The sequence below is a fragment of the Sphingomonas sp. GM_Shp_2 genome, assembly GCF_026540875.1.
Lineage (GTDB): Bacteria > Pseudomonadota > Alphaproteobacteria > Sphingomonadales > Sphingomonadaceae > Sphingomonas > Sphingomonas carotinifaciens.
This window is the reverse complement of the sequence record NZ_JALNUQ010000010.1, coordinates 1-9,678: the sequence shown is the minus strand read 5'-3', so window position 1 is coordinate 9,678 and position 9,678 is coordinate 1. Positions and strand designations below refer to the sequence as shown.

8 protein-coding genes are annotated in these 9,678 nt (G+C 65.4%); 6 read left to right on the top strand and 2 right to left on the bottom strand.

Features of this window, described 5'->3' with window-relative positions; translation table 11 throughout:
* The first annotated feature begins 117 nt into the window (after positions 1 to 117).
* Positions 118 to 918, top strand: a complete 801-nt coding sequence (locus OXR08_RS05565) for a methyltransferase (protein ID WP_267348426.1) — start codon at positions 118 to 120, stop codon at positions 916 to 918.
* Between the two features lie 46 nt (positions 919 to 964).
* Here the strand turns inward: OXR08_RS05565 and OXR08_RS05560 are convergent, their stop codons facing one another.
* A complete protein-coding gene (locus OXR08_RS05560; RefSeq protein ID WP_267348424.1) occupies positions 965 to 1,954 on the bottom strand; it encodes an SDR family oxidoreductase in 990 nt (329 codons plus the stop codon).
* 104 nt (positions 1,955 to 2,058) lie between these two features.
* Positions 2,059 to 2,994: a DUF1080 domain-containing protein gene (locus OXR08_RS05555; RefSeq protein WP_267348422.1), complete on the bottom strand. Its 936-nt coding sequence runs from the start codon at positions 2,992 to 2,994 to the stop codon at positions 2,059 to 2,061.
* A 114-nt stretch (positions 2,995 to 3,108) separates the two neighbouring features.
* Between OXR08_RS05555 and OXR08_RS05550 the strand changes: the two genes are divergently transcribed.
* The 5 genes from OXR08_RS05550 to OXR08_RS05530 form a co-directional block, all read left to right on the top strand.
* Positions 3,109 to 4,116 (top strand): NAD(P)-dependent alcohol dehydrogenase, encoded by a 1,008-nt coding sequence (locus tag OXR08_RS05550; protein WP_267348420.1) that lies wholly within the window; start codon positions 3,109 to 3,111, stop codon positions 4,114 to 4,116.
* 293 nt (positions 4,117 to 4,409) lie between these two features.
* On the top strand, positions 4,410 to 7,613 hold the full coding sequence (locus OXR08_RS05545) for a TonB-dependent receptor (RefSeq protein ID WP_267348418.1): 3,204 nt from the start codon (positions 4,410 to 4,412) through the stop codon (positions 7,611 to 7,613).
* 73 nt (positions 7,614 to 7,686) lie between these two features.
* Positions 7,687 to 8,412, top strand: coding sequence for a SapC family protein (locus OXR08_RS05540; RefSeq protein ID WP_267348416.1), 726 nt, complete (start codon positions 7,687 to 7,689; stop codon positions 8,410 to 8,412).
* The gene (locus tag OXR08_RS05535) at positions 8,412 to 9,431 is read left to right on the top strand and encodes a cupin-like domain-containing protein (RefSeq protein ID WP_267348414.1); all 1,020 of its coding nucleotides are present in this window, start codon (positions 8,412 to 8,414) and stop codon (positions 9,429 to 9,431) included. Before OXR08_RS05540 ends, OXR08_RS05535 begins: the two co-directional genes overlap by 1 nt.
* A partial coding sequence (locus tag OXR08_RS05530) for a tryptophan 7-halogenase (protein ID WP_267348412.1) occupies positions 9,428 to 9,678 on the top strand: 251 nt, incomplete at its 3' end. The genes OXR08_RS05535 and OXR08_RS05530, both read left to right, overlap by 4 nt.

Here is a 9,678-nt window from a genome sequence, read left to right as displayed (position 1 = left end):
GCTCCAAGCGGTTGGATCGGCGTGGCGGCCGCAACCGTACCTACCCGTGGCGAGGTTGTTTCAGCCTCCGTGGCGAGGCATGATCGCTCTAAGTCAGCCGTTCAGGAGAGGCCCGCCATGTCCCGTCCAATCGTTGCATTCGCCTGTGTCGCCGCGCTGGGGAGCGCGGGAATTGCGGCGCAATCCGTCCGGCCCGGCAAGGACATCGCCGCCGCCGTCGCCGCCTCTACCCGTAGCGAAGCAGACCGGGCGCGCGATCGTTATCGACATCCGGCCGAGACGCTGGCTTTCTTTGGTGTAAAACCGACGCAGACGGTGGTCGAGTTCATCCCCGGTGGCGGCTGGTATACCGCTATCCTCGCGCCGATGGTGAAGGGGCGCGGGCACTATGTTGCGCTGGTGCCGACATCGCAGGCGGAGCGCACCAGCGCTGCGCTCGCCGCCAAGGCGGACGCCTATGGCAAGACGGTGGTCCGGACGGTCGATTTCGCAACCGGCCTATCCACCGTGCCGGCGGGCAGCGCAGACGTGGTGCTGACCTTTCGCAACGTCCATAACCTGTTGATGCAGGATGATCCGGCGGTGGTCGGGCGGACGTTCAAGGCGTTTTACGATGCGTTGAAGCCGGGGGGCGTGCTGGGGGTGGTCGACCATCGGTTGCCCGAGGAGATGGATGCGGCGCGGGAAAAGTCGAGCGGGTATATCAAGCGCTCGACGGTGGTGCGTCTGGCGCAGGAGGCGGGCTTCCGTCTGGCCGGGGAGTCGAAGGTCAACGCCAACCCCAAGGACACGCACGATCACCCACAGGGCGTGTGGACGCTGCCGCCCTCCTATCGTCTGAAGGATGTCGACCGCGCCAAATATGCCGCGATCGGCGAGAGCGACCGCTTCACGCTGAAGTTCGTGAAGCCGCAATAAGGCATTGCCCGGAAACGGTTTCGATCGCGTTTCCGGGCGATCCCTATCAGGCGGGCTGACCGTTACCGCCGGACGATCCGAAAATCTGTCCGGTGGAATAGCTGAGGCTGGGATCGGCCGCGGCGACATACAGCGCCGCGATCTCGGCAGGCTGTCCCGCCCGACCGAGCGGTGTCGTCTCGCCGAAGCTGCGCAGCTTGTCCGGCGTTGCGCCGCCACTCACCTGTAGCGGTGTCCAGAACGGTCCCGGCGCCACGGCGTTTACCCGGATACCCCGGCTGGCGAGTTGCTTGGCCATGCTCTTGGTGAAGTTCAGCACCGCGGCGCGGGTCAGGGCGTAGTCGACGATGTCAGGGGACGGGTCGCCGGCCTGTTCGGACGAGGTGTTGACGATGACCGCGCCCGCACCCATCCGCTCCACGGCCGCCTTGGTCAGCCAGAAGGGTGCGTAGACGTTCGTCTTCATCGTATCGTCGAAATCCTGGGCGGAAATGTCTGCGATACCGGGCCGGGTCTGTTGCCGCGCCGCGTTGTTGACCAGGATGTCGAGCCCACCGAGTTGTTCGGCCGCCTGTTGGATCAGGCGCCGGCAAAAGCGTTCGTCGCGCAAATCGCCGGGGATCGCGACTGCCTTGCGGCCTTCCGCGCGGATGAGCGCGATCACCTCGCGCGCGTCGGGCTCCTCCGCGGGCAAATAGTTGATCGCGACATCGGCGCCTTCGCGGGCGTAGGCGATCGCCGCGGCCCGGCCGATGCCACTGTCGCCGCCGGTGATCAGGGCCCGCTTCCCCGCCAGCTTGCCCGATCCCTTGTAGCTCGTCTCGCCATGATCGGGGCGCGGCGTCATCCTGGATGCCAGGCCCGGCCAGGGTTGACGTTGAACGGGATAGGGCGGCTTCGGATAGGCGCCCGCGGCGGGCGTGGTCGCAGCGGGGGCTTTGCCGCCCTGTGCGGCAGCCCCCGCCTGCGTCGCGGCAACGGCGCCCGCGGCCACCGCCGCGCCTGTCACGAAGGTGCGACGTGTTGTGTCGGTCATGATCGTAGCTCCCGGATGTACCGGTCCACAAAGCATCGGCGGATCGGTTCCGTTCCGCCCGCCACCGCTCCGAACGCCAAGGTTCGGGAGCGGTGGTTTTGCCGTCATTTCACCACGATGCGGGGCAGTGTGCGGATCGGCTCCACGGTGATGGCGCGGAAGAAGGTTTCGGCACCCTCCGACTGCAACTGGATATGCCCGTGCGTGAGCGGCTGGCGGCTGCCGTCCGGCGCGACCGTCGCGAGATCGCGGGCTTCCGCTACCGGCACGCCATTGACGACATGGATCGCCCGGTCGCCGACCACGTACAGGTCGAGCGTGTTCCATTCACCGATCGGCCGTTCGGCATCGCTGGCCGCCTCGACATTCCAGGTGCCGGTGCCGTTCACCATGTCGACCGTGCGCCCGGTGGTGCGGAAGCGCAGGTGCGGCGCGATCAGCGAGGGGTCGAGCGCCACCGTCGTGCGGGCGCGTACCTTGCCGCCGACCATCACGATCATGCCGGTCGACCCCTTCATGATCTCGAATTCCACCGATGGCCGCCACGTTCCGAACACCTCGCCCGGCTGGCCGTGCGTGTGGTACAACAAACCGTTGTTCGGCGGCTCCTTTTCGCGGGGTGCCCAGGTCTTGGCGCCCCATTTATATTGCAGGCGCAGGTGATAATCGCGCAGGTCCGCGGTGTTCACCAGACTGCCCCAGGTCTGTCCCTTGATCCAGATCGCGGGCGCGCCGTCCACCTGCCTGACGGCGAAGTCGCCGGATGTATCGCGGCTTGTGCCGACCGGTTTCGCGTTCGGATCGCCACGATAGGTCAGTGCCGGATCGGCATAGCCGAGCCACGGTTGCCAACCGGTCAGGCTGCGCCCGTCGAATAGCGCGGTGACCTTGCCCGTCGCCTTTGGCAGATCAGCCAGCACCAGACGTTGCCGGGCAGCGGGCGGATCGCCGGCAATGGCGCGCGCCTGTTCAAGCGAGCTTTGCGCCCAGGCTGCGGCCGGCAGCAGGAGCGCTGCAAATATCATTCGTTTTTTCAGCATGATGATCCCCGAATCCTCACCGGCGAACGTGACCGGAACGGCGGGGGAATGCAAACGCGACGATCCTGCACTCTCGGGCGTTCGAAGCCCCGCGACAGTGACAAGGACCATGACATGAAGGTAATGGCTTTACGTGCCCCGATCGGCCTCGATCGACTGGCGATGGAGGACCGGCGCGATCCCGGCGAGCCGGGACCGGGCGAGATCCGGGTCGCGCTGCACGGGAGTTCGCTCAACTTCCACGATCTCGGCGTCGCGACCGGGCGGATGCCGGCCGCGGACGGGCGCATCCCCCTGGCCGATGGCGCCGGCACCGTCGAGGCCGTCGGACCTGGTGTCGGCGAGTTCGCGGTGGGCGACATGGTGGTGTCCTGCTTCTTTCCCGATTGGCAGGATGGGCCGCCCACCGTGGGTGACTTTTCGCGCACGCCCGGCGACGGCATCGACGGCTTCGCCCAGGAGTTCGTGGTGCTGCCCGCGACGGCCTTCACCCATGCGCCCAAAGGCTTCGACGCGGTAGAGGCGGCAACGATCACCACCGCAGGCCTGACGGCATGGCGTGCGCTGGTCGTCGATGGCGGGATCAAGGCCGGTGACACGGTCCTGCTGCTGGGTACCGGGGGTGTTTCCATTTGGGCCTTGCAACTCGCCCGCTTGATGGGGGCCACGGTGGCGATCACCTCCTCATCGGGCGAGAAGCTGGAACGGGCGCAGGACATGGGTGCGGCGTTCACGCTGAACTATCGCGAGCAGCAGGATTGGGGCCGCGTGGTGCGCGACTGGACCGGGGGGCGGGGCGTCGATCATGTGGTGGAGGTCGGCGGACCGGGGACGCTGGCCCAGTCGATCGAGGCGGTGCGGGTCGGCGGGCATATCTCGCTGATCGGCGTGTTGACGGGAGCGGGAGGAGAGGTGCCGACCGCCGCCCTGATGGCGCGGCAGGCGCGGCTGCAAGGATTGATCGTCGGGAGCAGGCGTGAGCAGCAGGATTTTGTCCGCGCATTGGACGCCGCGGAGATCCGCCCGATCATCGACCGCCGCTTTGCGCTGGACGCTCTGGCCGACGCATTCCGCTACGAAATGGGTGGTGCCCATTTCGGCAAGATCGGCGTCGAATGGTGATGCGGTGGCGGGGCCTGCCGTGGCCGGCCCCGCCACCGTTCATGTCATGCAGGGTTTCTGCCGAACTCTTTGCAAACGCCACAGCGATCATTTGACGGAGTAATATACCAAAGTATTGCCATGGATTGCCTTTTCCAAGACCTTCACCCGCCAAGTAAAAATGTAGCAAAAACCAAATCTTATCTCTTGCGGCTTGCCGCGCGTCAGGCATATGGTAGCGATCACAAAGCCGGCATCTGACCGGTGGGAGGAATGGGCCGAACAAGGACGGCCTGCTATTAGGAGGGGCAAATATGAAGGCCAATGGTCTCACGTCGACGCTCGCGCGGTCGGTATCCCTGGTGGCGGTCGCCACCTGTCTCACATTGACGACCACCGCGTTTGCGCAAACGCAAACCGGGGCGGAGGCGACGAACGCGCAGCCGACGACCCCGCCGGGCACGACAGCCGATCCGGCTGCGGCGGCGGGCCAGCTGACCACGCCGCAAACGGCGCCGGCGTCGGAAAGCGCCGCCACGGACGGCACCGGCGACGAGATCGTGGTGACCGGTATCCGCGCCAGCCTGGAGCGGTCGATCGCGATCAAGCGCAACTCCACCGGTATCGTGGACGCGATCTCGGCCGAGGATATCGGCAAGTTCCCCGACACCAACCTGGCCGAATCGCTTCAGCGCATCACCGGCGTGTCGATCAACCGGACGAACGGCGAAGGTGCACTGGTGACGGTGCGCGGCTTCGGGCCGAGCTACAATCTGGTGACGCTCAACGGGCGCCAGCTGGCGACCGCGAACGTATCCGTGGTCGGCGGTGACCAGAATGCCGATACGGCACAGGGCTCCAGCCGTTCCTTCGACTTTTCCAACTTGGCGTCGGAGGGCGTGCGGACGCTGGAGGTATACAAGACGGGGCGGGCCGCGATCCCGACCGGCGGTATCGGCGCGACGATCAACGTCGTCACCCGACGCCCCCTGGACGGCAAGGGCGGCCTGACCGGCAGCGTCGGCGCCAAGGCGCTGTACGATACCAGCACGGACGGTTGCCTGGATTGCGGATCGAAGGTGACGCCCGAATTGTCCGGAGTGCTGAACTGGGCCGATCCGACGGACCGTTTCGGCGTTTCGCTGTTCGGCAGCTACCAGAAGCGCAACTTCACCTCGATCAGCGCGACGTCCAACGACTGGAACATCATTCCCTACAGCACTTTCCTGTCGGGCGGGTTCGTGCGGTCGGACGGCAGCACGGTCATCACCGGCGCGCCGACCGATCCGAACCAGCTGGTCGGCGTTCCCAATGACAGCCGCTACCATTATGCCGAGGGCAGCCGCGAGCGCATCAACGGGCAAGCGGTGCTGCAATTCAAGCCGATCGAAACGGTGACACTGACCGCCGATGCGCTGTTTGCGCAGAACCGGCAGGAGGAAATCCGGTCGGACCTGTCGAACTGGTTCAGCCGCCCGTTCGACGAGGTGCGCTTCGACGGCAACCCGACGGTCGCCACCGCGACCTATCTCCACGAGACGATCAACGGCGCGAAGGACGAAGGCTTCGAAGCGCAGAACCGTGCGCAGAAAAGCCGTGTCCAGGATTACGGCCTGAACATGCGCTGGGACATTGCCGACAACTTCTCCCTCAACATCGACGGACATTACAGCAAGGCGTCGAGCAACCCCAACAATCCCAACGGCGCCAGCTCGACACTGGTCGGCATGGGCGCGAACGTCGTCACCGCCCATTCGGTCGATTATAGCGGTGACATCCCCAAGCAGGACATCACCCTCAACGGGCCATTGACGGTGGCACAGGTAGGGTCGCAGATCGGCCGCACCTTCGCCTCGTCGCAGGAACAGCGGGTGAAGGAGATCCGCGCAGATTTCGGCTGGGACCTGGGCGGGGGCAGCCGTGTCGACTTCGGCGGAAACTTCCGCAACACGGTGATGGATCAGACGCGCGTCGCCACCCAGCAGACGCTGGGTGACTGGGGTATCACCAACCCCGGCGACGTCGAACGGCTGGCGCCCGGCGCGCTGCAAAGCTTCTGCCTGATCTGCAAGTTCCGGAAGTTCGATCCCGGCAACGATCCTGAGTCGCAGATCGCCTTCCGCGGCAACGCAGCCGGCATCTATTCCATCCTGTCGCCTTATTATGCCGGTCTGGGCGCCGCCAACGCCGTCGGTATCACCACCAACGAAGACAATCGTGTCCGGGAAAAGATCTGGTCCGCCTATGCGCAGGTCACCTGGAAGGGCGAGATCGCCAACGCACCGGCGACGCTGGTCGGCGGTTTGCGGTACGAGAAGACCAAATCGCGCTCCATCTCTCTGGTGGCGGTGCCGGCGGGCATCAACTGGGTGTCCGACAACGACTTCACCGTCGTCATCTCGAACCAGAGCAGCTACCTGCGCGATCGGGGCAGCTACGACAATTTCCTGCCGTCGATCGATTTTCAGGTTGAGCTGCAGCAGAACCTGATCGGACGCGTATCGTACAGCAAGACGATCGCCCGGCCGGAATATGGCAATCTGTTCACCTCCACCAGCGTGAACGGCCCGCCGCGCCCGATCGCCAATGGCGGCATCGCGACCGCATCGACCGGCAACGCGCAACTGGTGCCGCTGGAATCGGACAATTTCGATGCGTCGATCGAATGGTACTACAAGCCCGACAGCTATGTTTCGCTCGGGTTGTTCGACAAGCGTGTCCGCAATTTCATCGGCAACGGGCAATTCACCTCCGACCTGTTCGGGCTGCGCGATCCCAGCTCGGGCGCGGCCGGCACGCGGTCGGGCCAGGCGCGCGCGGCGCTCCAAGCATTGGGCGCCGACCAGAGCGACGTGAACCTGTTCGCGCTGACCGCCCTGCTCGACCAGACCGGGTCGATCGCGGCGGCCACCACGCAGTTCCAGGCGAACTACAACACCACCACCCGCTCGCTGAACGACGATTTCGTCAAGCAGATCAACAGCGCGCGCGACGTGATCGCCAACGGTACCGACGTGCTCTACCAGTTCCAGGTGACGCAGCCGGTCAACAACCGCGATGCCGAGATCTACGGCCTGGAGGTTGCCGGACAGCATTTCTTCGGATCGACCGGGTTCGGTGTCGGGGCGGCCTATACGCTGGTGCGCGGCGATGTCGGGTTCAACATCGGCGCCAGCCCGTCAGAGGATCAGTTTGCGCTGCTCGGCCTGTCGGATACGTTCAACGCCACGCTGATCTACGACAAATATGGGCTGTCGGCCCGCGTCGCCTATAACTGGCGCGACAAGTTCCTGTCGGGGATCAACCGCCAGGGTTCACGCAATCCGGAGTTCACCAAGCCGTTCGGTCAGCTGGACGTCAACATCAGCTACGACATTACGCCCAATTTCGCGGTGTCGTTCGAGGGCATCAACCTGACGGAACAGAAACTGCGCACCTATGCCCGCGACGAGAGCCAGCTTTGGTTCGGGCAGGAGCTGCGTCGCCGCTTCCTGCTGGGTGGCCGCTTCCGCTTCTGATCGGGGATTGTCGCCGATGGCGCTCGCCCGCATGATAGGCGGGCGAGCGCCCAATGGCTTATAAGGTTTGTTCGTGACGAACATCGTGCTTCTCAACAATGTCGATCATCACGATCTGACGGTGATCACCCGCCCAGGTGCGGCTTACGGCGATGCGGTAAACCAGACGCTGATCTTCCCGACCGAATGGGAGGAGGCACAGCGCGATTATCCGATCCTGTTCCGGCGGTCCGAAGATGGCCGGCTCCATTCGGTTGCGCTGCTCGGCCTGGACCGGGACGAAAACCTGTTTCTGGATGATGGCGTGTGGCAGGCGCGCTATATTCCGGCGTTGCACCAACGCGGGCCTTTCTCCATCGGCGTACCGCGCGACGGGGAGGGCGGGGCCGGCGAGCCGATGATCCATGTCGATCTCGATCACGTGCGGGTCGGCCGAGGTGGAGAGGGCAGCCCGGTTTTCCTGCCGCAAGGGGGCAACAGTCCCTATCTGGAAGCGGTCGCGGACGTTCTCAGGCGTATCCATGCGGGATCGCAGGCCAATGATGCGTTGTTCGCTGCACTGGACGCCGAGGGGGTGATCGAGGCGGTGTCGATCGAGGTCGTGCTCGATGACAGCAGGCGGTACGTGCTGGACGATTTTCATGCGATCGGTGCCGAGGCGATGGCCCGGCTGACGGGCGATGCGCTGGAGCGGCTGCATGCGCAGGGGTATCTGCAACCTGCGATCTGGGCGCTGTCTTCGCTCGGCAACGTGCCGCATCTGATCGATCGCAAGAACCGGCGGCTCGCTGGCGCCTGATGGACCTGGCGGCGCTTCCCCCCGTTCGCGTGATCGACGGCCTGCGACATGACGCCGTGGATTTTTCTGCCCTGATCAACGACGGCGCGCCGGTGGTGCTGAAGGGGGCGGCCGCCGATCTGCCGCTGGTCGCCATAGGGCGGGACGGTGCGGATGCGGCGATGGCGTATCTCGCGCGCTTCGATGCGGGCCGGGCGGTGGTAGGTTTCGTCGGCGAGCCGGCGATCGCAGGGCGCTTCTTCTACAACGATACGCTGACGGCGATGAACTTTGCCGCCGGGCGTGCGCCGCTGGCCGACTATCTAGCCCGCATCCGCGACGGCGAGGATGCTGTGTATCTGGGTTCGACCGATTTGGACATCTACTTCCCCGGCCTGCGGGCCGAGAACCCGGTCGTGCCGGACGGCGTCCTGCCGGGCGGAACCAGGCCGTTGGCGAGCATCTGGATCGGCAACCATACGGTCGCCGCGACCCATTGGGACATGTCGAACAACATCGCGTGTCCGCTTGTCGGGCGCCGCCGGTTCCTGCTTTTCCCGCCCGATCAGATCGCCAACCTCTACCCCGGACCGCTGGACCCTACGCCCGGCGGACAGGTGGTGAGCATGGTCGATCCGCGGGCCCCCGATCTGGATCGCTATCCGCGGTACCGTGCGGCGCTGGAGCGGGCAGTGGTGGCCGAACTCGAACCGGGCGATGTGCTCGTCTATCCGGCACTGTGGTGGCATCAGGTGGAGGCGCTGGACGGCTTCAACGTGATGATCAACCATTGGTGGAACGATACGCCCGCCTTTGTCGATACGCCGATGACCACGTTGCTGCACGGACTGCTCAGCCTTCGCAGCCGCCCCGACAGCGAAAAGCAGAGCTGGCGCGCGCTGTTCGACTATTATCTGTTCGGCCCGGCTGGGCAGGGGGCGGAGCATTTGCCGAGGCATGCGCGGGGGGCGCTCGGGGAGATGGATGAGGGGGCGGCGCGCAGGTTGCGGGCCCAGGTGATGCAAAGGCTGAACCGATGAGCGAACGGCGGCGGGTGGTGATCGCGGGCGGGGGGACGTCCGGCTGGCTGACGGCCGCGGCACTGGGGCAGCAGTTGGGATCCGTGCTGGATATCACCTTGATCGAATCCGACGAGATCGGGACGATCGGCGTCGGGGAATCCACCATCCCGACGGCGCGGGCGTTTCACCGGCTGATCGGCATCGACGAGCAGCGGTTCATGGCGGAGACCGGCGCGAGCTTCAAGCTGGGGATCGCGTTCGAGGA

What these genes read in the sequence shown, in the direction of transcription:
- OXR08_RS05565 (WP_267348426.1), top strand. Translation starts at nt 118, where the DNA reads ATGTCCCGTCCAATCGTTGCATTCGCCTGTGTCGCCGCGCTGGGGAGC.
- OXR08_RS05560 (WP_267348424.1), bottom strand. Translation starts at nt 1,954, where the DNA reads ATGACCGACACAACACGTCGCACCTTCGTGACAGGCGCGGCGGTGGCC.
- OXR08_RS05555 (WP_267348422.1), bottom strand. Translation starts at nt 2,994, where the DNA reads ATGCTGAAAAAACGAATGATATTTGCAGCGCTCCTGCTGCCGGCCGCA.
- OXR08_RS05550 (WP_267348420.1), top strand. Translation starts at nt 3,109, where the DNA reads ATGAAGGTAATGGCTTTACGTGCCCCGATCGGCCTCGATCGACTGGCG.
- OXR08_RS05545 (WP_267348418.1), top strand. Translation starts at nt 4,410, where the DNA reads ATGAAGGCCAATGGTCTCACGTCGACGCTCGCGCGGTCGGTATCCCTG.
- OXR08_RS05535 (WP_267348414.1), top strand. Translation starts at nt 8,412, where the DNA reads ATGGACCTGGCGGCGCTTCCCCCCGTTCGCGTGATCGACGGCCTGCGA.